Origin of the sequence: Streptomyces vietnamensis, from assembly GCF_000830005.1 — a bacterium.
Lineage (GTDB): Bacteria > Actinomycetota > Actinomycetes > Streptomycetales > Streptomycetaceae > Streptomyces > Streptomyces vietnamensis.
The window spans coordinates 5,896,553-5,922,196 of record NZ_CP010407.1; the positions used below are offsets into that span (position 1 = coordinate 5,896,553).

At 72.1% G+C, this 25,644-nt stretch carries 19 protein-coding genes; 14 read left to right on the forward strand and 5 right to left on the reverse strand.

All coding sequences use genetic code 11. The annotated features are described in order from the left end of the window. The first annotated feature begins 5 nt into the window (after window positions 1–5). Window positions 6–1,517 (forward strand): Asp-tRNA(Asn)/Glu-tRNA(Gln) amidotransferase subunit GatB, encoded by a 1,512-nt coding sequence (gene gatB / locus SVTN_RS26605; protein WP_041131370.1) that lies wholly within the window; start codon window positions 6–8, stop codon window positions 1,515–1,517. Window positions 1,518–1,628: 111 nt separating this feature from the next. On the opposite strand, the gene SVTN_RS26610 is transcribed toward gatB, so the two are convergent. After that, the gene (locus SVTN_RS26610; RefSeq protein WP_041131371.1) at window positions 1,629–1,958 is read right to left on the reverse strand and encodes a hypothetical protein; all 330 of its coding nucleotides are present in this window, start codon (window positions 1,956–1,958) and stop codon (window positions 1,629–1,631) included. 276 nt (window positions 1,959–2,234) lie between these two features. Here SVTN_RS26610 and SVTN_RS26615 point away from each other — a divergent pair, with 276 nt between their 5' ends. The 6 genes from SVTN_RS26615 (at window position 2,235) to SVTN_RS26640 (ending at window position 11,396) form a co-directional block, all read left to right on the forward strand. Next, window positions 2,235–4,394, forward strand: a complete 2,160-nt coding sequence (locus tag SVTN_RS26615; RefSeq protein ID WP_052499315.1) for a phosphocholine-specific phospholipase C — start codon at window positions 2,235–2,237, stop codon at window positions 4,392–4,394. A gap of 133 nt (window positions 4,395–4,527) precedes the next feature. Next, window positions 4,528–6,765 carry an MMPL family transporter gene (locus tag SVTN_RS26620; protein WP_041131373.1) on the forward strand — a complete coding sequence of 746 codons (2,238 nt, stop codon included), beginning with the start codon at window positions 4,528–4,530 and terminating at the stop codon, window positions 6,763–6,765. After that, the gene (locus SVTN_RS26625; RefSeq protein ID WP_041131374.1) at window positions 6,743–7,300 is read left to right on the forward strand and encodes a GNAT family N-acetyltransferase; all 558 of its coding nucleotides are present in this window, start codon (window positions 6,743–6,745) and stop codon (window positions 7,298–7,300) included. The genes SVTN_RS26620 and SVTN_RS26625 overlap by 23 nt, the downstream gene beginning before the upstream one ends. 35 nt (window positions 7,301–7,335) lie before the next feature. Beyond that, window positions 7,336–7,983 carry a hypothetical protein gene (locus SVTN_RS26630; protein ID WP_041134278.1) on the forward strand — a complete coding sequence of 216 codons (648 nt, stop codon included), beginning with the start codon at window positions 7,336–7,338 and terminating at the stop codon, window positions 7,981–7,983. 160 nt (window positions 7,984–8,143) lie between these two features. Next, window positions 8,144–8,332, forward strand: coding sequence for a hypothetical protein (locus tag SVTN_RS26635; RefSeq protein ID WP_041131375.1), 189 nt, complete (start codon window positions 8,144–8,146; stop codon window positions 8,330–8,332). Between the two features lie 7 nt (window positions 8,333–8,339). After that, window positions 8,340–11,396, forward strand: a complete 3,057-nt coding sequence (locus SVTN_RS26640) for a helix-turn-helix transcriptional regulator (protein WP_041131376.1) — start codon at window positions 8,340–8,342, stop codon at window positions 11,394–11,396. 4 nt (window positions 11,397–11,400) lie between these two features. Here the strand turns inward: SVTN_RS26640 and SVTN_RS26645 are convergent, their stop codons facing one another. Both SVTN_RS26645 and SVTN_RS26650 read right to left on the reverse strand, forming a co-directional pair. Further along, window positions 11,401–12,507 carry a PQQ-dependent sugar dehydrogenase gene (locus tag SVTN_RS26645; protein WP_099055234.1) on the reverse strand — a complete coding sequence of 369 codons (1,107 nt, stop codon included), beginning with the start codon at window positions 12,505–12,507 and terminating at the stop codon, window positions 11,401–11,403. Between the two features lie 82 nt (window positions 12,508–12,589). Further along, window positions 12,590–13,597 (reverse strand): aldo/keto reductase, encoded by a 1,008-nt coding sequence (locus tag SVTN_RS26650; RefSeq protein ID WP_041131377.1) that lies wholly within the window; start codon window positions 13,595–13,597, stop codon window positions 12,590–12,592. 75 nt (window positions 13,598–13,672) lie between these two features. Here SVTN_RS26650 and SVTN_RS26655 point away from each other — a divergent pair, with 75 nt between their 5' ends. From SVTN_RS26655 to SVTN_RS26685, 7 genes are all read left to right on the forward strand, one after another. Next, window positions 13,673–14,638 carry a 2-hydroxyacid dehydrogenase gene (locus SVTN_RS26655; protein ID WP_167352213.1) on the forward strand — a complete coding sequence of 322 codons (966 nt, stop codon included), beginning with the start codon at window positions 13,673–13,675 and terminating at the stop codon, window positions 14,636–14,638. 665 nt (window positions 14,639–15,303) lie between these two features. Beyond that, the gene (locus SVTN_RS26660; RefSeq protein WP_041131379.1) at window positions 15,304–18,138 is read left to right on the forward strand and encodes a putative bifunctional diguanylate cyclase/phosphodiesterase; all 2,835 of its coding nucleotides are present in this window, start codon (window positions 15,304–15,306) and stop codon (window positions 18,136–18,138) included. A 216-nt stretch (window positions 18,139–18,354) separates the two neighbouring features. Next, window positions 18,355–20,205, forward strand: a complete 1,851-nt coding sequence (locus tag SVTN_RS26665; RefSeq protein WP_041131380.1) for an acetolactate synthase large subunit — start codon at window positions 18,355–18,357, stop codon at window positions 20,203–20,205. Between the two features lie 31 nt (window positions 20,206–20,236). Further along, a complete protein-coding gene (gene ilvN / locus SVTN_RS26670) occupies window positions 20,237–20,764 on the forward strand; it encodes an acetolactate synthase small subunit (protein WP_030222540.1) in 528 nt (175 codons plus the stop codon). A gap of 138 nt (window positions 20,765–20,902) precedes the next feature. Further along, the gene (ilvC, locus tag SVTN_RS26675) at window positions 20,903–21,904 is read left to right on the forward strand and encodes a ketol-acid reductoisomerase (RefSeq protein ID WP_041131381.1); all 1,002 of its coding nucleotides are present in this window, start codon (window positions 20,903–20,905) and stop codon (window positions 21,902–21,904) included. Window positions 21,905–22,140: 236 nt separating this feature from the next. Continuing rightward, window positions 22,141–23,730, forward strand: a complete 1,590-nt coding sequence (gene serA, locus SVTN_RS26680; protein ID WP_041131382.1) for a phosphoglycerate dehydrogenase — start codon at window positions 22,141–22,143, stop codon at window positions 23,728–23,730. 77 nt (window positions 23,731–23,807) lie between these two features. Continuing rightward, window positions 23,808–24,386, forward strand: a complete 579-nt coding sequence (locus SVTN_RS26685) for a TetR/AcrR family transcriptional regulator (protein ID WP_041131383.1) — start codon at window positions 23,808–23,810, stop codon at window positions 24,384–24,386. A gap of 15 nt (window positions 24,387–24,401) precedes the next feature. Here the strand turns inward: SVTN_RS26685 and SVTN_RS26690 are convergent, their stop codons facing one another. Continuing rightward, a complete protein-coding gene (locus SVTN_RS26690; RefSeq protein WP_041131384.1) occupies window positions 24,402–25,259 on the reverse strand; it encodes a hypothetical protein in 858 nt (285 codons plus the stop codon). Next, window positions 25,256–25,606 carry a hypothetical protein gene (locus SVTN_RS43320; RefSeq protein WP_041131385.1) on the reverse strand — a complete coding sequence of 117 codons (351 nt, stop codon included), beginning with the start codon at window positions 25,604–25,606 and terminating at the stop codon, window positions 25,256–25,258. The genes SVTN_RS26690 and SVTN_RS43320 overlap by 4 nt, the downstream gene beginning before the upstream one ends. Window positions 25,607–25,644: the final 38 nt, after the last annotated feature.

Sequence of the window (25,644 nt, forward strand, 5' to 3'; positions counted from 1 at the left end):
CCACCGTGACTGTCACTGAATTGCTGTCGTACGAGGCGGCGCTCGCCGAGTACGACCCCGTCATGGGCCTCGAGGTCCATGTCGAGCTCGGCACCAAGACGAAGATGTTCTGCGGCTGCTCCACCGAGCTGGGCGCGGAGCCGAACTCGCAGACCTGCCCGACCTGCCTCGGCCTGCCCGGCTCCCTGCCGGTGGTCAACGCGATCGGCGTCGAGTCCGCCATCAAGATCGGCCTCGCGCTGAACTGCGAGATCGCCGAGTGGTGCCGCTTCGCCCGGAAGAACTACTTCTATCCGGACATGCCGAAGAACTTCCAGACCTCCCAGTACGACGAGCCGATCGCCTTCAACGGCTACCTGGACGTCCAGCTGGAGGACGGCGAGGTCTTCCGCGTGGAGATCGAGCGCGCCCACATGGAGGAGGACACCGGCAAGTCCACCCACATCGGTGGCGCGACCGGCCGCATCCACGGCGCCTCGCACTCGCTGCTCGACTACAACCGGGCCGGCATCCCGCTCATCGAGATCGTCACCAAGCCGATCGAGGGCGCGGGCGAGCGGGCCCCCGAGGTCGCCAAGGCGTACGTCGCCGAGCTGCGCGAGCTGATCCGCGCCCTGGGCGTCTCCGAGGCGCGCATGGACAAGGGCCAGATGCGCTGCGACGTGAACCTGTCGCTGCGCCCGAACGGCACCAAGACCTTCGGCACCCGCTCGGAGACGAAGAACGTCAACTCGCTCCGTTCGGTGGAGCGCGCGGCGCGCTTCGAGATCCAGCGCCACGCGGCCGTCCTCTCCTCCGGAGGGACGATCGTCCAGGAGACCCGTCACTTCCACGAGGACGACGGCACCACCACCTCCGGCCGCATCAAGGACAACGCCGAGGACTACCGGTACTTCCCGGAGCCCGACCTCGTCCCCGTCGCCCCGGCCCGCGAATGGGTCGAGGAGCTGCGCAAGGGCCTCCCCGAGCTCCCGCGCGTGCGCCGCAACCGCCTCCGCGAGGAGTGGGCCGTCTCCGAGCAGGAGATGCAGTCCATCCTCAACGCGGGCGCGGTCGACGCGATCGTCGCCACCACCGAGGCGGGCGCCGACGCGGCGTCGGCCCGCAAGTGGTGGATGGGCGAGCTGGCCCGCAACGCCAACGAGAAGGGCGTCTCCCTGGAGGAGCTGCCCATCACGCCGGCGGACGTGGCCCGGGTCTCCGCCCTGGTCGCGGCCGGCGACCTCAACGACAAGCTGGCCCGCCAGGTCATCGAGGGCGTCCTCGCCGGCGAGGGCACCCCGGACGAGGTCGTCGAGAAGCGCGGTCTGAAGGTCGTCTCCGACGACAGCGCGCTCGGCGCGGCGGTCGACGAGGCCATCGCGGGCAACGCGGCCATCGCCGACAAGATCCGCGGCGGCAAGGTCGCGGCGGTCGGCGCCCTGGTCGGCGCGGTCATGAAGGCCACCCGTGGCCAGGCGGACGCGGCGAAGGTCAAGGACCTGATCCTGGAGAAGCTGGGCGTCACCGAGGGCTGAGTCCCGAAGAGCCCGTGACGAGGGGCGGTACGGCTGTCGTGAGGCAGCGGTACCGCCCCTCGCGCGTGCACGGCGCCAGGGCCTGTCCGGCGGATCAGGGTCGGACAGACCCTAGTCGAGCACCTCGTAGGTCAGCGTGTAGTCCGCGTCGTCCTCGGTGAACTTGTACTCCAGTTCACCCTGGCCCAGTTGTGACCGGCCCACGTAAAAGCGGCCGAGCAGGTCGTCGTCGTCCGGGGAATCGTCGTCGAAGAGTTCGACGCGGGCGCGTGTGTTGAAGTCGATGAGCGGGACGGCGGCGAGATCCGCGGTGTCTCCGTTGTTCAGGCCGGGGGATTCCGCACCCCACACCTGAACCCCGTTGACCAGCAGACGCTGTTCGTCCTCGCCGTGGTCGTCCTCCGTCGTCGTGCAGTGGAGAGAAATCAGTCGAAGCCTCATTACCACCCCCAACTATTCGCCGAGCAGCTTGATTCGAGAGTAGGGGCGGATTCCGCTTACGGGCAATCAGCGCAGCCCGGCGCAATGTCGGCGCATTGCCCGTGAATTGATGCGCCCCCTGCGTTCCCGAATTGACGGCCCATAAACTGGAATGCCTGTGCGGGGGCCGGGAGGCGCTTGGACTTTCGTGGCGACCTGATGGACGTTCACCATCGCGCCCCCGCGGGGTCTTCTCGTCGTCATCCCGTCTCACTACCGTCCCCGGCGAACCAACCAATGGCTCGAAGGCGAACCATTGGCCGTCGACTGGAGGTCGGTTTGTCCCCGGAGAAGTCCCCCGAGCTGTCCCGCAGAAGGCTCCTCGCGCTGGGCGGAGGCGCCCTCGGTGTCGCCGCGGCCGGCTCGCTGCTGCCGCCGTCGTTGCAGGCGGCGATGGCCGCGGAGCCTCCGGCCGGGGGGATGGAGGCGATCCGGCACGTGGTGATCCTGATGCAGGAGAACCGTTCCTTCGACCACTACTTCGGCACCCTCCGCGGCGTCCGCGGATTCGGCGACCGCAATGCCATCGAACTGCCCTCGGGCAAGCCGGTCTTCGAGCAGCCGGCCGCGCTCGGCCGCACCGTGCTGCCCTTCCCGATCCGCGGCGCCGCCGAGACGCAGCAGAAGGACCTCCAGTACATCGGCGCCCTCGACCACTCCTGGAGCGGCGGCGGCAAGGCCTGGCGGGGCGGCTGGATGGACGGCTGGGTCTCGGCCAAGACCGCCGCCACCATGGCGTACTACGACCGGCAGGACATCCCGCTCCACTACGAGCTCGCCGACACCTTCACCATCTGCGACGCGTACCACTCGTCCATCCACACCTCGACGAGCCCCAACCGCAACCACCTCTGGTCCGGCTGGTCCGGCTTCGAGGCCGACGGCAGCCGGGCCGTCAGCAACGCCGCGTACGCCGAGGACACCCACCCCGGCTACGGCTGGCCCACCTACGCCGAGCGGCTCGAAGCCGCCGGGCGGAGCTGGAAGACGTACACCGAGTGGGAGAACTTCACCGACAACAACATCGAGTTCTTCACCAGCTTCAAGAAGATCGCCCGCAAGGCCCTCGCCGCCACCGGCGGGCCCGGGGCGGCGGCGCACACCTTCATGGAGTCCTTCTACGCCGCCGTCCGCGACACCGAGGACCTCGCCGAGCGGGCGAGGCTGCTCGGCCTCCTGGAGGAGGGCGTCGCGACGCTCACCGACGCCGAGCGCTCCCTCTTCGAGCGCGGCCTCCGCCGCGTCGAGTCCGGCACCCTCGCCGATGCCTTCCGTGCGGACGTCGCCGCCGGCACCCTCCCCGAGGTCTCCTACCTCGTGCCCTCCGCGATCGACTCCGAGCACCCCGGCTCCTCCTCGCCGATCGCCTCCGCGACCCTCGTCTACAAGGTGCTCGACGCCCTCGGCGCGCACCCGGACGTCTGGCGCCACACCGTCGTCCTGATCAACTACGACGAGAACGACGGCTTCTTCGACCACGTCCCGCCGCCCGTCCCGCCCGCCGACAACACGGACGAGCGCTGGAAGGGCCTGCCCACCGGCCTCGGCGTCCGCGTCCCGCTGCTCGTGGTCTCCCCCTGGTCGGTCGGCGGCTACGTCTGCTCCGAGACCTTCGACCACACCTCGGTGATCCGCTTCCTGGAGCAGCTCACCGGGATCGAGGAGCCCAACATCACCCCCTGGCGGCGGGCCGTCACCGGTGACCTCACCTCCGCCTTCGACTTCCACCGGACCCGGCGGCAGCCGCCCGTCGAGCAGCCGGGACCGGTCCCGCCCTTCACCGGTCGCTGGCGGCCCCAGCCGCCGGCCGTCCAGTCGATGCCCGTCCAGGAGCCCGGTGCCCGCCCGGCCCGCCCGCTGCCGTACCAGCCGGACGCCTCCGCGACGACCGGTGCCGGTTCCGTCACGGTCACGCTCGGCAACAGCGGGAAGGCGAGCGCGCACTTCGCGCTCTACCCGTACGCGGGCGAGTTCGCCGTCCCGCAGCACCAGGACGTCAGGGGAGAGGGGGAGTGGACCGTCCCCGTTCCGGGTGATCGTTACCGCTTCACGATCACCGGCCCCAACGGCTTCCGGCGCGAGTTCGAGGGCCCCGCGAGCGGTGGCGCCGAGCTGGCCTCTCGGATCGATCACCACGACCGTGACCTGCACCTCACCGTACGGAACACCGGCGACGCCCCGCTCGCCTTCACCGTCAGGCCGCTCGGGTACGTGGACGCGGACGACCTCGCCGACTGGACCCGCACCGTCACCGTGAAGCCCGGGAAGACCCGTACCGTCGTGCACTCGGCCGCCGACGCGCACGGCTGGTACGACGTCGAGGTGACCGCACCGGGTGGCTTCCGCCGCCGGCTCATGGGGCACATCGAGAACGGCCGACCGAGCGTCTCCGGCTGAGGCCCGCGCGGGGCCGGGTAGCAGGATCCCCGGCCCCGCGACGCATCCTGTGAGGATCGCCACGAAACGGGCAAACGATCACGTTTGGCTGTAACAGTGGGGCGCGAGTACAGATCCAGTCAGGAGTACGTCCTTGGCCGCAATCGCACGGTGGTGTGTCCGTCACCGTCTCGTCGTCGTTCTCCTCTGGCTCCTCGCCCTCGGCGGGACCGCCGCCGGCGCGACCCTCGCCGGCAGTGCGTACTCCAACGACTACGAGGTCCCCGGCACCGAGTCCGGCCGGGCCACCGCCCTCCTCGACCGCGGCTTCCACGGCCTCGGCGGCGACAGCGACACCATCGTCTGGCACAGCGACCGGGGCAGCGTCCGCGCCGACGCCGTCGAGGAGCGCGTCGGCGACATGCTCGACAAGGTCGCCGACCTCCCCGGCATCGCCGCCGTGACCTCCCCGTACGAGGACGCGCGCGGCCAGATCAGCGAGGACGGGCACACCGCCTACGCCACGGTCACCTTCGACGCGCAGTCCGACGACATCCCCGAGGCCCAGGCCAAGGCCCTCGTCGACACTGCCAAGGCGGCGCAGACGGAGGACCTCCAGATCGAGCTCGGCGGCAGCGCCGTCGCCCTCACCGAGGCCCCCGGCGGACACATCGCCGAGATCGTCGGCGTCGCCGTCGCGGCCGTCGTCCTCTTCCTCGCCTTCGGCTCGCTCGCCGCCTCCGTGCTCCCGATAGCGACCGCGCTCGTCAGCGTCGGCATCGCGTACTCCGGGATCGTGCTCCTCGGCCATCTGATGACCGTCGCCGACTTCGCCCCCATGCTCGGCATGCTCGTCGGCCTCGGCGTCGGCATCGACTACGCCCTCTTCATCGTCACCAGGCACCGCAGGGGCCTCAAACGCGGCCGGTCCGTCGCCGAGGCCGCCGAGACCGCCGTCGCCACCACCGGCCGGGCCGTCGTCTTCGCCGGCGCCACCGTCTGCATCGCCCTCCTCGGCATGCTGATCCTGCGGCTCAGCTTCCTCAACGGCGTCGCCATCGCCGCCTCGCTCACCGTGCTCCTCACGGTCGCCGCCTCCGTCACCCTGCTGCCCGCACTGCTCTCGTTCATCGGCATGCGGGCGCTGTCCCGGCGCGAACGCCGGACGCTCGCCGAGCGCGGCCCCCAGCCCGAGCTGCCCACCGGCCTCGCCGCCCGCTGGTCCGCCTTCGTCGAGCGGCACCCCAAGCTCCTCGGCGGGATCGCCGTCCTCGTCATGGCTGTCCTGGCGCTGCCGACCCTCTCGCTCCACCTCGGCACCTCCGACCAGGGCAACAGCCCGGCCACCGCGACCACCCGCAAGGCGTACGACCTGCTCGCCGACGGCTTCGGGCCGGGCGTCAACGGCCCGCTCACCCTCGTCGCCGGCCTCGACGGCGCCGACGACCGGGTCGCCCTCGACCAGCTGCCGGCCGCGCTCACCGCCACCAAGGGCGTCGCGGCCGTCTCCCCGGTCACGTACAACAGCGCGGGCGACACCGCCGTCCTCACCGTCGTGCCCGACTCCTCGCCGCAGTCCAAGGCGACCAGCGAGCTCGTCGACCGGCTCCGCCAGGACGTCCTGCCGAAGGCTGAGGCCGGCACCTCCCTCGACGTGCACGTGGGCGGCGTCACCGCCTCGTACGACGACTTCGCCGAGATCATCGTCGGCAAGCTGCCGCTCTTCGTCGGCGTCGTCATCGCGCTCGGCTGTCTGCTGCTCCTGCTCGCCTTCCGCTCGATCGGCATCCCGCTCAAGGCCGCCGCCATGAACGTCGCGGCCGTCGCCGGCGCCTTCGGCATCGTCGTCGCGATCTTCCAGTGGGGCTGGGGGACCGAACTCCTCGGCCTCGGCAGCGCCGGACCGATCGAGCCCTTCCTCCCCGTGATCATGGTCTCCGTCCTCTTCGGACTCTCCATGGACTACCAGGTCTTCCTGGTCAGCCGGATGTACGAGGAGTGGCTGGAGACCGGAGACAACCGGCGGGCGGTCCGGGTCGGCCTCGCCGAGACCAGCCGCGTGATCAACTCCGCCGCCGTCATCATGATCTCCGTCTTCCTGGCCTTCGTCCTCAGCGGGGACCGGGTCATCGCGATGTTCGGCATCGCGCTCGCGGCGGCCGTCGCCCTGGACGCCTTCGTCCTGCGCACCCTCCTCGTGCCCGCCCTCATGCACCTGCTCGGCGGTGCGAACTGGTGGCTGCCGAAGTGGCTCGACCGCCTGCTGCCCCGGATCAGCATCGAACCGCCCGAGAGCCGGGAGGCCGCGGACGCCCGTGCGAAGATCCCCGTACAGCGTGTGACGGTTCCGATGACGGAGGAGAACGACGATGTTCGCGATATCGCTGGGTGACGACGGCGCCGAGCTCAGGCCCCTGGAGCCCTGGCGGGCCGAGGAGTTCCTCACCCACATGGACCGGGGCCGGGAGTTCGTCGGTCAGCACATCGGCCTCCCCGACATCGTCACGGACCTCGACTCCGCCCGCGCCTACCTCGTCTCGTACGCCGAGAAGGCCGCGAGCGACACCGGCCGCCTCTACGGCATCTGGTCCGAGGGCACCCTCGTCGGCGGCGTCCTCTTCCGCACCTTCGACGCCGCGAACGGCACCGCCGAGGCGGGCTGCTGGCTGGAGCCCTCCGCCGCCGGGAAGGGCCTGATCACCCGGGCCTGCCGGGTCATCATCGACTGGGCGATCGAGGAGCGCGGCATCCACCGCGTCGAGTGGTACGCCTCCACGAAGAACGAGCCGAGCATCGCCGTCGCCCGCCGCCTCGGCATGACGAAGGAGGGCGTCGTGCGCGAGAACTACCTGTACCGCGGCAACCGCGCCGACACCGAGATCTGGTCCGTCCTCGCCCCGGAATGGCGCGCGGCGAAGGCGTCTTAAGCCCCCTCTCATGTGGGCGCCCTAGCGTGCGCCGCATGGACACCAAGACGACCGAGAAGACCGCCGCCTCGAAGACCGACGAGGTGGATGAGGCGGCGGAGGGCACGAGCACCGAGACCGCCGGGGCTGCGGAGGCCGCCGCGGACGCCGGAACCACCGAGGCCGCCGCAGACGCCGGGGCCACCGCGGGCGCCGTGGCCGCCGCGGACGCCGGGACCACCCCGGACGCCGCCGCCGACCTGCTCGACGAGACGGACGACGAGCAGGACGAGGACGAGCTCGACGACGAGGCGGCCTCCCCGGAGGCCACCGGCATCGGCGCCGGTGGCGCCGCCGTGGTCTCCGCCGCCCTCTCCGCCGTCGCCCTCACCGGCACCTGGACCGGCAAGGTCGTCGCCGAGCGCGAGACGCTCATCGGGCAGATCAAGACCTCCGGCGGCGGCACCCCGGCCCAGCAGATCAACGAGATCTACGGCGACGCCTGGCACAGCACCGCCCTGGTGAACGGCGTCTTCGCCCTCCTCGCCCTGGTCGTCGCCGTCCTCGTGCTCACCCTGCCCCGGCGCCCCGCCTGGGTCCGCGCGGTCGCCGTCGCCGGTGCCGTCCTGGGCGGCCTCGGGCTGCTCCTGTCGGTCGGTACCTACTTCGACCTGTTCCTGAGCCTCCCGACCACCGGCTCCTGAGACCCCCGGGGCATCGCCTAAGGCACCCCTGGGACCCGCCTAAGGACCCCCGTACCCCGAACATGCGGCACTCGCCCGATGTGACGGCACCCCCTGGGAAACGAAAGTAGAGGCATCGCAAGAGAGCGACACCGAAACCGAGAGACCCAGGGAGCACACGATGTTCGAGTACGAACTCCAGCGCATGAACCACGCCGAGCTCATCGCCGAGGCCGCCGCCCACCGCCTCGCCCACGAGGCCGCGGCGACCCACAAGGGCCTGCGCCTCTTCGGCCTCCGGATCGGGGGCCACGCCACCGGGGCCCAGGTGGCCGACGGCGGCCGCGGTCGCTTCGCCAAGGCCGCGTGACCCCCTTATGAGCGACGGCATGGAAGTCTGTGCGATGCTCGGCGCCGTGGAGACCAGGTCAGTCAGCCCCGTCTTCGTCGGCCGCGCCGGCGAACTCACCGCCCTCACCGAGGCGCTCTCCCGCGCAACCGCGGGAGAGCCCCAGGCCCTGCTCATCGGCGGCGAGGCGGGCGTCGGCAAGACCCGGCTCATCGAGGAGTTCCTCGACACGGCCCGCGAGCAGGATGCCGTCGTCGCGCTCGGCGGCTGCGTCGAACTCGGCGCCGACGGCCTGCCCTTCGCACCCTTCTCCGCCGCTCTGCGCGCGCTCCGCCGCCGCCTCCCCGACGAACTCACCGCCGCCGCCGACGGCCACGAGGGCGAACTCGCCCGCCTGCTGCCCGAACTGGGCGACCCCGGCAGCCACGAGCCCGCCGACGAGGACTCCACCGCCCGCCTCTTCGAACTGACCGTACGGCTCCTGGAACGGCTCGCCGCCGACCGTACGATCGTGCTCGTCCTGGAGGACCTGCACTGGGCCGACGCCTCCACCCGGCACCTGTTCACCTACCTCCTGCGCACCCTGCGCCGCGGCCGGATCGTGGTCGTCGCCAGCTACCGCGCCGACGACATCCACCGCCGCCACCCGCTGCGTCCCCTCCTCGCCGAACTCGACCGGCTCCGCACCATCCGCCGCATCGAACTCTCCCGCTTCACCCGCACCGAGGTGCACCGCCAGCTCACCGGCATCCTCGCCGCCGAACCCGACCCCGGACTCGTCGACGAGGTCTTCGAACGCTCCGACGGCAACGCCTTCTTCGTCGAGGAGCTCGTCGTCTCCCACGAGGCCGGCTGCGCGCCCGGCCAGCTCAGCGACTCCCTGCGCGACCTGCTCCTGGTCCGGGTCGAGACGCTCCCCGAGGCCGCCCAGCGGGTCGCCAGGATCGTCGCCGAGGGCGGCTCCACCGTCGAGTACGGGCTGCTCGCCGCCGTCGCCCGGCTCCCCGAGGACGAACTCATCGAGGCGCTGCGGGCCTGCGTCGGCAAGAACATCCTCCTCGCCGTCCCCGACGGCGACGGCTACCGTTTTCGCCACTCCCTCGTCCGCGAGGCCGTCAGCGACGACCTGCTGCCCGGCGAGCGCTCCCGCCTCAACCGGCGCTACGCCGAAGCCCTGGAGGCCGACCCCGGGCTCGTCCGCCCCCACGAGCGGACCACCCGGCTCGCCACGTACTGGTACCACGCGCACGACCCCGAGAAGGCCCTCCCCGCCGTCCTCCGGGCCTCCGTCGAGACCCGCAAGCGCCACGCCTACGCCGAGCAGCTCAGCCTCCTCGAACGGGCCATGGAGCTGTGGGACAAGGTGCCCGGCGGGGTACGCGACTCCCTGCGGCCCATCGACTACGCCGACGCCTACCCCGCCTGCGGCTGCGACCCCGAGACCACCTCGCTGCGCTACCTCGACCTGCTCGCCGAGGCCGCCGTCGCCGCCCGGCTCGCCGGCGAGCGCGAACGCGCCGCGAAGATCTGCAGGACGGCGCTCCGGATCCTCGACGACGCCGAGAACGACCCGCTGCGCGCCGCCTGGTTCTGGACCGAGATGGCCCGGCTCCAGTCCAACCTCGGCAAGGGCGACGGCTGGCCGGAGATCGCCCGCGCCCAGGAACTCGTCAAGGGCCTCCCGCCGTCCGCCGTCCACGCCACCGTCCTGGTCGGCGCGGCCGGCTGGGGCATGCTCCGCAACCCGGGCCCCGAGGCGCTCGCCGCCGCCGAACGCGCCGTCGAGTACGCCCGGTTCGTCAAGGCCGAGCCGATCGAGCTCAACGCCCGGATCACCCTCGGCACCATCATGGTGTCGGCCGGGGACACCGAGGGCGGGCTCGCCGCGATGCACGAGGCACGCGAACGGACCATCGCCCTCGGCCAGTTCCACGAGGCCGCGCGCGCCCATGTGAACCTCTCCTCCTCCATGGAGGCGATCGGCCGCTCCCGCGAGGCCGTGGAGATCGCCACCACCGGCATCGAACTGGCCCGCTCCCGCGGCCTCGTCGACAGCGCCGGCTGGATCCGCGCCAACCTCGCCGAGTCGCTCCTCGCGCTCGGCGAGTGGGACCGGAGCAAGGAGGAGGCCGAGCTGCTGCTCCGTTCCGGGGCGAGCAGCACCAAGCCGGGCGGCACGGCCCTGCTCCAGCTCGCCCACGTCGCCACCGCCCGCGGCGAGTCGGCCAGGGCCGCCGAGCACCTCGCCGAGGCCCGTGCGCGCTACGGCACCCGCGACCCGATCCCGCAGTACACCCTGCCCACGGCCCAGGCCGAGATCGCCATCGCCGCCGCCGAGGGCCGCCTCGCGGACGTACGGGAACAGCTCGCCGCCATCGCGGAGACCGGCTTCCCGCCCGGCACCCACCGCTACGGCTGGCCCCTCGTGCTCACCGCGATCACCGCCGAGGCCGACAGCCGCGGACTGCCCGCCGCCGACGAGGGCCGCGCCGGGGCGATCGCCCTGGTCCGCCGCTGCGTCCGCGGCCTCGCCACCCCGGCCCCGGTCTGGGAGGCCTACTCCCGGCAGGTCTCCGAGGAGCTCGCCCGCGCCGAGGGCCGCGAGACCGCCGCCCGCTGGGCCGAGGTCGTCGCCGCCTGGGAGCCGCTGGAACGCCCGTACCAGCTGGCCCGCGCCCGCCACCGGCTCGCCGACGCCCTGCTCGTCGAGGGGGGCCGCCGGGAGGAGGCCGCGGACCTGCTCCGCGAGGCCCACGCCACCGCCGTCCGCCTCGGCGCCCGCCCGCTCCGCGAGGACGTGGAACTCCTCGCCGCCCGCGCCCGCCTCTCCCTCACCCCGGAGAAGCAGGCCCCGGCTCCGGCCGAGCCCGGGGAGGACGGCTTCGGCCTGACGCCCCGGGAGCAGGACGTGCTGCGCCTGGTCGCGGCCGGCCGCACCAACCGTCAGATCGCCGAGGAGCTGTTCATCTCACCGAAGACGGCCAGCGTCCACGTCTCCAACATCCTCGCCAAGCTCGGCGTCGCGGGGCGCGGCGAGGCCGCCGCCCTGGCCCACCGCCTCCACCTCCTCGACACGCCCCTCTGACCCCTCACCGCACCTCCAGGCGGAGGATCCGGTCGTCCCCGGGGCCGGGCGTGCCCCGGGTGTCGGTCTCGCTGGTCACCAGCCAGAGCCGGCCGCCGCCCGCCGCGAGGACCGTGCGCAGGCGTCCGTACTCGCCGGTCAGGAAGGCCTCGGGCTCCCCGGACCGTTTCGCGCCGGAGATCGGGATGCGCCACAGCCGCTCGCCCCTGAGCGCGGCCATCCAGATCGCGCCCCGCGCGTACGCGATGCCGCTCGGGGAGGCCTCCGAGGTCGGCCACTGGGCCACCGGGTCCGTGAACCCGGCCCGCCCGGCCCGGCCCTCGACCTCCGGCCAGCCGTAGTTCCGCCCCGGTTCGATCAGGTTCAGCTCGTCCCAGGTGTTCTGCCCGAACTCGGCGGCCCACAGCCGGCCCTCCGGGTCCCAGGCGAGCCCCTGCACATTGCGGTGTCCGTACGAATAGACCACCGAGTCCGGGAAGGGATTGCCCGGCGCGGGCCGGCCCTCCGGCGTCATCCGCAGGATCTTGCCGCCGAGCGAGGCCCGGTCCTGGGCCAGACCGGTCCGGCCCGTCTCGCCCGTCCCCGCGTACAGCATCCCGTCCGGCCCGAACGCGATCCGTCCGCCGTCGTGCACGAGTCCCTTCGGGATGCCGGTGAGCACCGGCTCCGGCGGGCCGAGCCGGTCGCCCTGCCCGCCGCCGTACCGCATGCGCACGATGCGGTTGTCCGAGGCGGCCGTGAGGTACGCGTACACCCAGCCGTCCCGGACCGCGAGCCCCAGGAGTCCGCCCTCCCCGCCGGGGGCCACCCCCGGCACCTCGCCGAGGAGGGTCTTCGCGCCGGTCCGCCCGTCGACCCGGGTGACGGTCCGCTCGTCCCGCGAGGAGACGAGCAGATCGCCGCCGGGCAGCTCGGCGAGCCCCCAGGGCGACTTCAGGTCCTCGGTGAGCGTGCCCGCCACCGCCACGCGACCGGCGGTGGACGGGGACGAGGAGACCGATGGCGGCGGGGCCGCGCTCGGAGCCTCCCCGGAACCTCCCGAGGAGCAGCCGGCCACCAGGACGAGCACGGCGGCGCCCCACAGGGCCTTCACCACGACAGGACGGCTCACGGTCCGGTGCCCCTTCGACGAGTCGAGCGGTACCCCTCCTTGATACCCCGCCCGCCCCCTGCCCCGCCCGCCCCTACGGCGCTCAGTCCCAGGACCCCCGGGGCGCCGGAAGCGCCGCGATCTCCGCCAGGTCCTCCGCCGTGAGCCGCAGCCCGGCGGCGCGGGCGTTCTCCACCGCCCATTGCTCCCGCTTCGCCCCCGGCACCGGTACGACGTGCCGCCCGAGGCCCAGTACCCACGCGAGCGCCACCTGCGCCGGGGTGACGTCCGCCCCGTGCCGCGCGGCCACCCGGCGCAGTCCCGCCACGATCGGCTGGTTCGCCGCCATCATCTCGGCCGTGAACCGGGGGTGCCGGGCCCGCGGGTCGTCCGGCTCGAAGCCGCCGCCCGGGGTCAGCGTCCCGGTCAGGAAGCCGTTCCCCAGCGGCATCGCCGCCAGGAAGCCGACGCCCCGCGCCGCGCACCAGGGCAGGAGCCGCACCAGCGCCTCCCGCGACCACACCGACAGCTCCGCCTCCACGGCCGCCACCGGGAAGACCTGCTGGATCCGGTCCAGTTGCCGGATCGTTCCCTCGTGCAGATCGGCCCCGCGGCGGGCCGGGCGCGCCCCCACGGCGCAGAGGCCGAGCGCCCGCACCTTGCCCGCAGAGACCAGCTCGGCCATGGCGCCCCAGGTCTCCTCGACCGGCACCTCGGGGTCCGCGCGGTGCAGTTGGTAGAGGTCGATCACATCGGTCTGGAGCCTTCGCAGCGAGGCGTCGCAGGCCCTGCGCACGTATCCCGGCCTGCCGTTGGCGACCACGTGGCGCCGCTCGCCGCCGTCGCCGACGAGCAGTCCGCACTTCGTCGAGACGAAGGCCTCGGACCGCCGCTCCTTCAACACCCGCCCCACCAAAAGCTCGTTGGTGAACGGTCCGTACATGTCGGCGGTGTCGAGCAGGCTCACCCCGGCGTCGAGCGCCGCGTGCACGGTCCGCAGCGAGCGGTCCCCCCGCTGTTCCGAACGGCTGTACGCCCAGCTCATCGGCATGCACCCCAGGCCGATCGCACCCACGTCGAGCGCCGTCGCCCCGATAGTCCTGCGCTCCACCTGCCGGTACCCCTCCCTGTGCCGTCTCCCAAAGTAACCAATGGAGCGCGGGATTCTTCGCATAGCCTCCCGGTCATGAGATTCGAAGACACGACCGCTGACGTGTGGCTTCCGATTCCGGCGGGCGAGATCGAGGGGCTCCCCGAACCGGGCGCGTCGGGCCTGAACTACCGCTTCTGGGACGGCGGTCCCGAGTTCCCCGCCGATCCGGCGCGCTGCGCGTTCTACGTCGTCCCGTACATGAAGGGGACGGAGATCGCCGTACGGCCGCTGGCCGGGATGACCTCCCTCCGGGTCGTGCAGACCCTGTCCGCCGGCATCGACCACGTCACGCCGGGCATCGGCTCGCTGCGGCCGGGCGTCGCCCTCTGCAACGCGAAGGGCGTCCACGAGGCCAGCACCGCCGAGCTCACGCTCGCCCTGATCCTCGCCTCGCTGCGCGGCATCCCCGGATTCGTGCGCGGCCAGGACGCCGAGGAGTGGCGGGCCGGCTTCTACCCGGCGCTCGCCGACAAGTCCGTCCTGATCGTCGGGTACGGGTCGATCGGCGCCGCCATCGAGGACCGGCTCGCGCCCTTCGAGTGCGCGCGGGTGGCGCGCGTCGCACGCTCCGCGCGCACCACAGAGCGCGGCCCGGTGCACGCCCTGGCGGACCTGCCGGCGCTGCTTCCGGAGGCGGACGTGGTCGTGCTCTCCACTCCGCTCACGCCGGAGACCACGCGTCTCGCCGACGCCGGGTTCCTCGGGCGGATGAAGGACGGGGCGCTCCTCGTGAACGTCGCCCGTGGTCCGGTCGTCGACACGAACGCGCTGCTCAAGGAGGTCGAGAGCGGTCGGATCACGGCGGCGCTCGACGTCACCGACCCGGAACCGCTGCCGGCCGGACACCCTTTGTGGCACGCTCCCGGTGTCCTGATCAGTCCCCATGTGGGAGGTTCCACTTCGGCCTTCATGCCGAGGGCGAAGCGGCTGATCGCGGGACAGTTGCGGCGGTTCGCGGCGGGCGAGGACCTGGCCAACGTCCTCCTCACCACCGGCTGACCGGAGGGTCGCGTTCGACCGGTCGGGTGATGCGCGCCCCCGACACGCGCCGCGTACGAGCCTCCTGATCGTCACGGAGAGTACTGCGGCCCTGTCCCTGAGTGACGGTCCTGGTGTATCGTCCGGTGGCGGGGGACTGCGTCGAGAACGGGCTGACGCTGGGGAGCGAAGTGACGGGTCATCAGATTCCGAGGGGGGCGACGGGTGAAGCACGGCCGGAGGACCGACGATCCGACGCGGCGACACCGCCGCCGGCAAGCCTTCCACGCCCCGGCACCGGCCTCGCACGCCCGGTGCCGGACCAGGCGGCGCCACACCGGGTACCACGCGCCGCCACGCCGCGGGACCCCGGACGGGGCACCACGACCGGATCCGACGACACCGCCCCACCGCGCCGCGCAGCCGCAGCCGCAGCCGCCGGCACCACTGCGGGCCTGCCGGACCGTACCGTCGCCGGCACCCCTGCGGGCCTGCAAGACCTGCCGGACCTGCCGGACCGCGAGCCCTGCGAGGTCTGTGCGGGCGGTCGTCCGTCCGTCCCGCGTGCCGTACGGGACTCCGGCCGCCCGCACGACTGCGACGGGCACGCCCCCGGGCGGGGCGACGAGCCGACGGCGCGGTCGCACGACGCGGCCGGGTGCGGCGGAGCGGCACCGGAGGAGCCGGTGAGCGCGCCCGGGGCGGTCATCACCCGCCGCCCCCTCGGCGGCGGCTCCGACCACCCGGACCCCGGCCGCCCCCGCCTCGGCGGGGCCGTCGCCCAGATCGCCCTCGGGCTCGTCTGCGCGGGCTACACGACCGGCGCGTCGCTCGGCTGGGGATCCCCCCGACTGGCCCTCTTCATGGGCGACTTCGGGCTCAGCGCCGCCGCGCTCACCGCCGCGGTCTCCTGCTTCCTCTACGGCCGCGGGCACCGCGGCAGCGCCCGCCCGGCCTGGCTGCTCTTCGCCTTCTCCTCCTTCATGGCGGCCGCGGGGAACGCCGTGTGGGGCTGGTACGAGGTCGTGCTCCGCACCGAGGTGCCGGACTCCTCCGTCGCCGACCTCTGCTTCTTACTCTTCGCGCCGCCCGCCATCGTGGGCCTCCTCGTCCTCGCCAAGAAGCCCGTCACCCGGGCCGGCTGGGTCTGTCTGGGGCTCGACGCCTGGCTCATCGGGGGCTCCCTGCTCACGCTCTCCTGGAGCCTCGCCCTCGCCCGCACCGCACACTTCGAGGGCGAGTCCGTCGCCCAGGCCGCCCTGTCGCTCGCGTACCCGCTGCTCGACATCGTGCTCGTCAGCATGGTCCTGGTCCTGCACTTCCGCCGCTCGCAGGCGAACCGCTCCGCGACCAACACCGCGATCGCCGCGCTCGCCCTGACCGTGCTGTGCGACGCCCTGTTCACCTCGCCGCTGCTCCGCGAGAACTACGCCTCGGGCCAGCTGCTCGACGCCGGCTGGTTCGCCGGCTCGCTGCTGCTCGCCTACGCGCCCTGGGGCGTGCGCCGACCGCCGGACAGCGGCGCGGCCACCACGCGCGGCCCCCGGCTCCACAGCCGCCCGGTCGCCGGCTCGCTCGCCGCCCTCACCCCGTACCTCGCCGCGGCGGTCTGCACCCTCGGCATCCTGTACAACGTCGTCGAGGGGCGCCGGCCCGACCGCGTCGTCGTCCTCACCGGCTGCACGGTCGTGCTCGCCCTCGTCGTGCGGCAGGGCATCATGCTCCTCGACAACATCGCCCTCACCCACGAACTGGCCCAGAAGGAGAACCACTTCAGGTCGCTCGTGCAGGGCTCCAGCGACGTCATCATGATCGCCGCGCCCACCGGGATACTCCGCTACGTCAGCCCGGCCGCCTCCGGCGTGTACGGACGGGACGCCGACGAGCTCATCGGCTCCGAGCTCTCCTCCCTCATCCACCCCGAGGACCTCGGCGCCGTCGTCCACGAGGTGCGGCGCTTCCTGGCCGCCTCGCCCGCCGAGGAGCCCACCACCCGCATCGAGTGCCGCTTCCGCTCGGGCCGCGGCGACTGGCTCAACGTCGAGTCGACCGTCAACCGCCACCAGGGCGGCCTGATCTTCAACAGCCGGGACGTCACCGAACGCGTCCGCCTCCAGGCCCAGCTGCAGCACAACGCCGAGCACGACCCGCTCACCGACCTGCCCAACCGGGCCCTCTTCACCCGACGGGTCCGGCAGGCGCTCAGCGGCCGCCGCTCCTCCGACCCCGGCACCGCCGTGCTCTTCATCGACCTCGACGGCTTCAAGGGGGTCAACGACCGCCTCGGCCACCAGGCCGGCGACGACCTCCTCGTCCAGGCCGCCCGCCGCCTCCACGACTCCGTACGGGCCGGGGACACCGCCGCCCGGCTCGGCGGCGACGAGTTCGCCGCCCTCATCCTCGGCGACGGAGGCCGCGACCGCACGGCCCGCCGGAACCAGGTCCAGGAGATCGCCGACCGGCTCCGGCTCACGCTCTCCCAGCCGTACCGCGTGGACGGCGGAAACGAGGTGCGGGTCGCCGCCTCCATCGGCGTCGCCTTCGCCGAGCCCGGCATCGAGGCCGGCGACCTGCTGCGCAACGCCGACCTGGCCATGTACCGGGCCAAGGCCGCGGGCAAGGACCGCGTCGAGCTCTACGCCCCCCAGATGCAGGCCGAGGTCGTCCGCAGGACCGAGCTGGCCGCCCGGCTGCGCACCGCCCTCCACGACGGCGAGTTCGCCCTGCTCCACCAGCCGGTCGTCGACCTCGCCACCGGCCGGATCTCCGCCGTCAGCGCCCAGGCCCGCTGGCGCTCCAGCCAGGGCATCCTCTTCACCCCGGCCGAGTACCTCCGGGTCACCGACGACGGCGAGCGCACCGCCGAGCTCGGCCGCTGGCTCTTCGAGGAGGCCGTGGAGCAGGCCGCCGAGCGGGCGGGAATCGGCCACCGTACGCCCGTCTCCGTCCGGCTCTCCGCCCGCCGCCTCCTGGACCGCTCGCTGCCGCTCGGCTCCGTGGAGTCGCTGCTCACCCGGCACGGGCTGCCGTCCGGCTCGCTGATCGTCGAGCTCGCCGACAGCGACCCCCGGAGCTCGCTCGACGAGCTGGAACAGCGTCTGGTCACCCTGCGCCGCCTCGGCGTGCGGATCGCGCTCGACGGATTCGGCAGCGGACATGTGGCGATCAACGCCCTCCGGCGGCTCCCCGTCGACATACTGAAGCTGGACCGGGGACTCGTCGAAGGCGTGGTCGAGTCGGCCCGGCTCCGCAAGATCACCCGCGGGGTGCTCCGCATCGCCGGCGAGCTCGGCATGCAGACCGTCGCCGAGGGCGTCGACGTCCCGGAGCAGGTCGTCGCCCTGCGCGCGATGGGCTGCACGCACGCCCAGGGCATGGCCTTCTCGGGTCCGCTCGACGAGTACCGGCTGCGCAGGGCCCTCGTACGGGACGAGTACCCGCTGCCCGGAGCGGTCCCCGTGCGTGTCGGAAACCGTCCCCCGATCCGCTCAAATAGTGAGACGCCTGTCCCACCCACTTGACAGTGGTGAGGGCGGAGAGGGAGGGTCAGTGACATGCGCACCCGAATTCTCGTACTTGGAAAGCGCGTCGGCTGAGGCAGGCCCCAGAGAAGGCCCGCCTGAAACGCACCCGACGCGCTCCCCTCGCTTGCCTCACGGCACGAGGGGTTTTTTGTTGCACCGGCTCACGCCAAAATCGTCCTAAACCCTCGCAAAAACCCTCTGCCTCGAGAAGAGATGCTGATGACCGAGCAGGCCACCGGGCACCATCCGCAGCCGCGGCCCCGTAGCGGCGCGCAGCCCGCCACCACCGTCGAGCACGTCACGGGTGCGCAGTCCCTCATCCGTTCTCTCGAGGAAGTGGGCGCCGACACCGTCTTCGGCATCCCCGGCGGCGCGATCCTCCCCGCCTACGACCCGATGATGGACTCGCAGCGGGTGCGTCACATCCTCGTCCGCCACGAGCAGGGGGCCGGCCACGCCGCCACCGGTTACGCCCAGGCCACCGGCAAGGTCGGCGTCTGCATGGCGACCTCCGGTCCCGGCGCGACCAACCTGGTCACCCCGATCGCCGACGCGCACATGGACTCGGTCCCGCTCGTCGCGATCACCGGCCAGGTCGCCTCGAAGGCGATCGGCACGGACGCCTTCCAGGAGGCGGACATCTGCGGCATCACGATGCCGATCACCAAGCACAACTTCCTCGTCACCAAGGCCGAGGACATCCCGCGGACGATCGCCGAGGCCTTCCACATCGCCTCCACCGGCCGCCCGGGCCCGGTCCTGGTCGACATCGCCAAGGACGCCCTGCAGGCGAAGACCACGTTCAGCTGGCCGCCGCAGACGGACCTGCCCGGCTACCGCCCGGTCACCAAGCCGCACGCCAAGCAGATCCGCGAGGCCGCCAAGCTGATCAGCGCCGCCAAGCGGCCCGTCCTGTACGTCGGCGGCGGCGTCATCAAGTCCGGCGCCACCGCCGAGCTGAAGATCCTCGCCGAGCTCACCGGCGCCCCGGTCACCACGACCCTGATGGCGCTCGGCGCGTTCCCCGACAGCCACCCGCTGCACGTCGGCATGCCCGGCATGCACGGTGCCGTCACCGCCGTCACCGCGCTGCAGAAGGCCGACCTGATCGTCGCCCTCGGCGCCCGCTTCGACGACCGCGTCACCGGCAAGCTCGACAGCTTCGCCCCGTACGCCAAGATCGTCCACGCGGACATCGACCCGGCCGAGATCGGCAAGAACCGCGCCGCCGACGTCCCGATCGTCGGTGACGCCCGCGAGGTCATCGCCGACCTGGTCCAGGCCGTCCAGGCCGAGCACAGCGAGGGCAACAAGGGCGACTACACCGCCTGGTGGAGCGACCTGAGCCGCTGGCGCGAGACCTACCCGCTCGGCTACGACCTGCCGGAGGACGGCAGCCTCTCGCCGCAGCAGGTCATCCAGCGCGTCGGCCAGCTCGCCCCCGAGGGCACGATCTTCGCGGCGGGCGTCGGCCAGCACCAGATGTGGGCCGCCCACTTCATCGACTACGAGCAGCCGGCCACCTGGCTGAACTCCGGCGGCGCCGGGACGATGGGCTACGCGGTCCCCGCCGCGATGGGCGCCAAGGCCGGCATGCCGGACCGCACCGTCTGGGCGATCGACGGCGACGGCTGCTTCCAGATGACCAACCAGGAGCTCACCACCTGTGCCCTGAACAACATCCCGATCAAGGTCGCCATCATCAACAACGGCGCCCTGGGCATGGTCCGTCAGTGGCAGACGCTCTTCTACAACCAGCGCTACTCGAACACCGTCCTGCACTCCGGCCCGGACGACATCCAGGCGAACAAGGGCACCCGCGTCCCCGACTTCGTCAAGCTCTCCGAGGCCATGGGCTGTGTCGCCCTGCGCTGTGAGGACCCGGCCGACCTGGACAAGGTCATCGCCGAGGCCAACGCCATCAACGACCGCCCGGTCGTGATCGACTTCATCGTCCACGAGGACGCCCAGGTCTGGCCGATGGTCGCCGCCGGCACCTCGAACGACGAGGTCATGGCCGCGCGGGGCGTCCGCCCCGACTTCGGCGACGGCGAAGACGACTGAGCGCGCAGAGCGAAAAGGAAGAGACCCAGACATGTCCACCAAGCACACGCTCTCCGTTCTCGTCGAGAACACGCCCGGCATCCTCGCCCGGATCGCCGCCCTGTTCTCCCGCCGCGGCTTCAACATCGACTCGCTCGCCGTGGGCGTCACCGAACACCCCGACATCTCCCGCATCACCATCGTGGTCAATGTCGAGGACCTGCCCCTGGAGCAGGTGACCAAGCAGCTCAACAAGCTGGTCAACGTCCTGAAGATCGTCGAACTCGAGCCCAGCGCTGCGATCCAGCGCGAGCTCGTCCTGGTGAAGGTCCGCGCCGACAACGAGACCCGCTCCCAGATCGTCGAGATCGTGCAGCTGTTCCGCGCCAAGACCGTGGACGTCTCGCCCGAGGCGGTCACCATCGAGGCCACCGGTTCGAGTGACAAGCTGGACGCCATGCTCAAGATGCTGGAGCAGTTCGGCGTCAAGGAGCTCGTGCAGTCCGGCACGATCGCCATAGGGCGCGGTGCCCGGTCCATCACGGACCGGTCCCTGCGGGCCCTCGACCGCAGTGCCTGAGAACCACCGCAGCGCCTGAACGTCATCGGAGGTCAACCGCCGGTCCGACCGGCGGTCCGACTGACGAGACCCGAAAACTTTCCTCCCGCACCCCGCCGTACGGTGGGACGCAACACCAGCACTTCAAGGAGAATTCCAGTGGCCGAGCTGTTCTACGACGCCGACGCCGACCTGTCCATCATCCAGGGCCGCAAGGTCGCGGTGATCGGCTACGGCAGCCAGGGACACGCCCACGCGCTGTCGCTCCGTGACTCCGGTGTCGACGTCCGCGTCGGTCTCCAGGAGGGCTCGAAGTCCAAGGCCAAGGCCGAGGAGCAGGGCCTGCGCGTCGTCTCCGTCGCCCAGGCGGCCGAAGAGGCCGACCTCATCATGATCCTGACCCCGGACCCGATCCAGGCCCAGGTCTACGAGGAGTCCATCAAGGACCACCTGAAGGAGGGCGACGCGCTCTTCTTCGGCCACGGCCTGAACGTCCGCTACGGCTTCATCAAGGTGCCCGAGGGCATCGACGTCGCCCTGGTCGCCCCGAAGGGCCCGGGCCACCTGGTCCGCCGTCAGTACGAGGAGGGCCGCGGCGTCCCGTGCATCGCGGCCGTCGAGCAGGACGCCACCGGCAAGGCCTTCGACCTGGCGCTCTCGTACGCCAAGGGCATCGGCGGCACCCGCGCCGGCGTCATCAAGACCACCTTCAAGGAGGAGACGGAGACCGACCTGTTCGGTGAGCAGGCCGTCCTCTGCGGTGGCACCGCGGCTCTGGTCAAGGCGGGCTTCGAGACCCTGACCGAGGCCGGCTACCAGCCGGAGATCGCCTACTTCGAGTGCCTGCACGAGCTGAAGCTCATCGTCGACCTCATGTACGAGGGCGGCCTGGAGAAGATGCGCTGGTCGGTCTCCGAGACCGCCGAGTGGGGCGACTACGTCACCGGCCCGCGGATCATCACCGACGCCACCAAGGCCGAGATGAAGAAGGTCCTCGCGGAGATCCAGGACGGCACCTTCGCCAAGGAGTGGATGGCCGAGTACCACGGCGGCCTGAAGAAGTACAACGAGTACAAGACCCAGGACGCCAACCACCTCCTGGAGACCACCGGCAAGGAGCTGCGCAAGCTCATGAGCTGGGTGAACGACGAGGAGGCGTAAGCCTTCGGGCGAGGGGCCGGACACCGTGTCCGGCCCCTCGCCGCATCGTTGGACACCCCGTCCAACCACGGACGGGTGATCCTTCCAACGAGGCGCATGAACAGCGCCGATGCACCACTACACTTCTCAACAACATCGCGTCTGGCCCACAGCGTCGTGCGCTTTCACGCGGCAAGCCCCCTCCACCGCCTGCGGCCGTCGGGACGGCCGTCCGCACTGCCTCTGTGAGGACTCACGTGAGCTCGAAACCTGTCGTACTCATCGCTGAAGAGCTGTCGCCCGCCACCGTCGACGCCCTGGGCCCGGACTTCGAGATCCGGCACTGCAACGGCGCCGACCGCGCCGAGCTGCTCCCCGCCATCGCCGATGTGGACGCGATCCTGGTCCGCTCCGCGACCAAGGTCGACGCCGAGGCCATCGCCGCGGCGAACAAGCTGCGGGTCGTCGCCCGCGCCGGTGTGGGTCTGGACAACGTCGACGTCTCCGCCGCCACCAAGGCCGGCGTGATGGTCGTGAACGCCCCGACCTCGAACATCGTCACCGCCGCCGAACTCGCGTGCGGTCTGCTCGTCGCCACCGCGCGCAACATCCCGCAGGCCAACACCGCCCTGAAGAACGGCGAGTGGAAGCGCTCGAAGTACACGGGCGTCGAGCTCAGCGAGAAGACCCTCGGCGTCGTCGGCCTCGGCCGCATCGGCGTCCTGGTCGCCCAGCGCATGTCCGCCTTCGGCATGAAGATCGTCGCGTACGACCCCTACGTGCAGCCGGCCCGCGCCGCCCAGATGGGCGTGAAGCTCCTCGCCCTGGACGAGCTCCTCGAGGTCGCCGACTTCATCACCGTCCACCTGCCGAAGACCCCGGAGACCATCGGTCTCATCGGCGACGAGGCCCTGCACAAGGTCAAGCCCTCGGTCCGCATCGTCAACGCCGCGCGCGGCGGGATCGTGGACGAGGCCGCGCTGTACTCGGCCATCAAGGAGGGCCGGGTCGCCGGCGCGGGCCTCGACGTGTACGCGAAGGAGCCCTGCACGGACTCCCCGCTCTTCGAGCTCGACCAGGTCGTCTGCACCCCGCACCTCGGCGCCTCCACGGACGAGGCCCAGGAGAAGGCCGGCATCGCCGTCGCCAAGTCGGTGCGCCTGGCGCTCGCGGGCGAGCTGGTCCCGGACGCGGTCAACGTCCAGGGCGGCGTCATCGCCGAGGACGTGAAGCCGGGCCTGCCGCTCGCCGAGAAGCTCGGCCGGATCTTCACCGCCCTCGCGGGCGAGGTCGCGGCCCGCCTCGACGTCGAGGTGTACGGCGAGATCACCCAGCACGACGTGAAGGTGCTCGAACTCTCCGCGCTCAAGGGCGTGTTCGAGGACGTGGTCGACGAGACCGTGTCGTACGTCAACGCCCCGCTGTTCGCGCAGGAGCGCGGTGTCGAGGTGCGCCTGACGACGAGCTCCGAGTCGCCCGACCACCGCAACATGGTCACCGTGCGCGGCACGCTCTCCGACGGCCAGGAGGTCTCGGTCTCCGGCACGCTCGCGGGCCCGAAGCACCTGCAGAAGATCGTCGCGGTCGGCGACTACGACGTGGACGTGGCGCTCGCCGACCACATGGTCGTGCTGCGCTACGAGGACCGCCCGGGCGTCGTCGGCACGGTGGGCCGGATCCTCGGCGAGGCCGGTCTGAACATCGCGGGCATGCAGGTGGCGCGCGCGGAGGAGGGCGGCGAGGCGCTCGTCGTCCTCACCGTGGACGACACGGTCCCGGCCGCGGTGCTCACGGAGATCGCGGAGGAGATCGGCGCCACCTCGGCCCGCTCGGTCAACCTGATCTGACGCCCCCGGCACTTCCCGTACCCGGTCGCTAGACACTCGTCTTACACAAGTGTCTAGCGACCGGGTACAGTGCTGTCATGGGACACAAGGAAGACCTCCTCGAAGGCGCCAAGCGCTGCCTCCTGGAGAAGGGGTACGGGCGCACCACGGCGCGCGACATCGTCGCCGCCTCGGGCACCAACCTCGCCTCCATCGGCTACCACTACGGCTCCAAGGACGCCCTGCTCCAGCAGGCCTTCCTGGCCCTCACCGAGGAGTGGGGCGAGCAGGCCGGGGCGGCGGGCACGGCGGGCGCCGAGGCGCTGCCGGCCGATCCGTACGAGCGGTTCCGCGCCGTCTGGGAGCAGGTCATCGCCGCGGCCGGGGCGAGCCGCCCGGTCTGGAAGCTCCAGACCGAGGTGGTCACCCGCATCGACGACGACGAGAAGCTCCGCGAGGCCATCAAGGAACCCCAGCGGGAGGGCCGCCTCGGGATGGCCGAGGGCTTCCTCGGCATCGACCCGGAGGCCGACCCGGAGAAGGCCCGGGTGGCGGGACTCCTCTGCCAGGCCCTGGCGACCGGCGTGATGATCCAGTGGATGGTGGACCCGGAGACGGCGCCGAGCGCGGACGACCTGACGGAGGGGCTCAAGGTGCTGATGGGGGAGCGGGGCTGACCTGCCCGTCGGGCCTCACGCCCCCTTGCGGAAGCGCTCGCTCAGCCGCCGGCCCAGGGCCGGGGTGACGCGGCCCGACGGCGGGTCCTCTCCCAGGGCCCGGGCCAGGTCGACGGCGTACAGGTCGACCGCCGACTCCGCGAGGTCCGCCAGGCTGCCCGCGGCGTCCCGGCCGCGTCGCCGGCCGAGCAGCAGCAGGCCGACGCCGACCCCGGCCGCCGGCCACCACTGGATGCCGAGGCACAGGTAGAGCAGGCCCCAGCCGCTCTGTGCGGAGGCGCTCGTCAGTGCCTGCCGTGCCGCGATCAGGTCGCCCCGGCAGGGTTCCGGCAGCACGATCCACAGCCGGGGCCAGGTGAACGGGAAGTCGAGTCCGTACTGACCGTGGACCCGGACCCCCACGGCGCGCAGCCGGTCGCCGATCCACGTGGGTCTGGCCGGCTCGGTGAGCGCGACGGCGTTACGGGCCTCCACATGGGCGGCCTCGGCGGCCGCGGGGCCGTGCTCGACGGCGTCCGCCTCGTCGTTCCACCGGGCCTTGCGCCGCCGGACGAGCCGGCCGACCAGCCACTCCGGGCCGGCTGCCAGCCAGACCCTCTCCACCAGGGAGCCGAGCCCCCGCGCAAGGAGTCCGACCGCCGCTCCGACCAGCAGGAGCGCCACCGCGAGGAGCAGGGCCGACACGGGGCGCCGGTCGTAGCGGGCCACCAGGTCCTCGGCGGCGCCGCTCAGCCGCCGCCAGTCGAGGGCGTGCCGGTGGCCGAGTACGGACGCCGTCGCGGCGAGTGCGGTGAACAGCGCACCCGGCAGGGCGAGGAGCTGCACCCAGCGTTCGGCGAGGCTCTTGCCGAGCGCGGACAGGAGGGTGTTCATCCGAAGGTGAACGGCTCGTCGTACACGGCGCATTCGGGCAGCGGGGCACCCGGTCTGCGGTCCTCGACCCGCGAGCACCGCCCACCCGGGCAGGTGTACGAGCCGGCCGGTGGCGGCGCGGCCTCCTGGCCCGGGAAAGGGGTGTACGCCCGCGGTCGCGCCGGCATGCCCAGGCGTACGCGGACCGCCTCGAGGACCGCAGCCGCCGGCCGGGTTCCGTCCCGCAACTCGGCCAGGATCCGCTCCAGTTCGGCCGACCAGCCTTCTTGCCTCGCGTCCGCGCGCAGGTCCGTCAGGTCAGTGCAGAACCATGTCAGCTCGTGAGCGTCCTCGACGGTGTTTTCCACGCTTTCCTCCCCCTCGCCCGACCTTCACGGAATAGTCT